This is a genomic window from Azospirillum aestuarii, assembly GCF_016632405.1.
GTDB lineage: Bacteria > Pseudomonadota > Alphaproteobacteria > Azospirillales > Azospirillaceae > Azospirillum > Azospirillum aestuarii.
Map to the genome: position 1 here is coordinate 1 of NZ_JAEPIV010000001.1, position 445 is coordinate 445.

Sequence of the window (445 nt, forward strand, 5' to 3'; positions counted from 1 at the left end):
ACGTGCCGAAGATCAAGGGCAACCACACCGCGATGAAGTCGGGCATGCTGGCGGCCGAGGCGGTGTTCGAACTGCTGTCTGCCGATGCACCGGCGCGCGAGGCGGTGGCCTATCCGGAGAAGCTGAAGGCGTCCTGGGTGTGGTCGGAGTTGCACGCGGTGCGCAACATCCGTCCGGGCTTCCAGAAAGGTCTGTGGGCGGGTCTGGCGAACGCGGCCTACGAGACGGCGACCAAGGGCAAGTCGCCGTGGACGCTGCACCACCGGCACGGCGACCACGAGACGCTGAAGCGGGCGTCGGAGATGCCGAAGATCGCCTATCCCAAGCCGGATGGCGTGGTGTCGTTCGACCGGCTGTCGTCGGTGTATCTGTCGAACACCAACCACGAGGAGGACCAGCCGGCGCACCTGACGCTGAAGGACGCGTCGGTGCCGATCGCGGTCAA

1 protein-coding gene is annotated in these 445 nt (G+C 66.5%); it reads left to right on the plus strand.

Going from position 1 to position 445, the window contains the following annotated elements; translation table 11 throughout:
• Positions 1 to 445: electron transfer flavoprotein-ubiquinone oxidoreductase (locus JJL56_RS00005; RefSeq protein ID WP_425599116.1), on the plus strand; the 445-nt coding region annotated here is incomplete at both ends.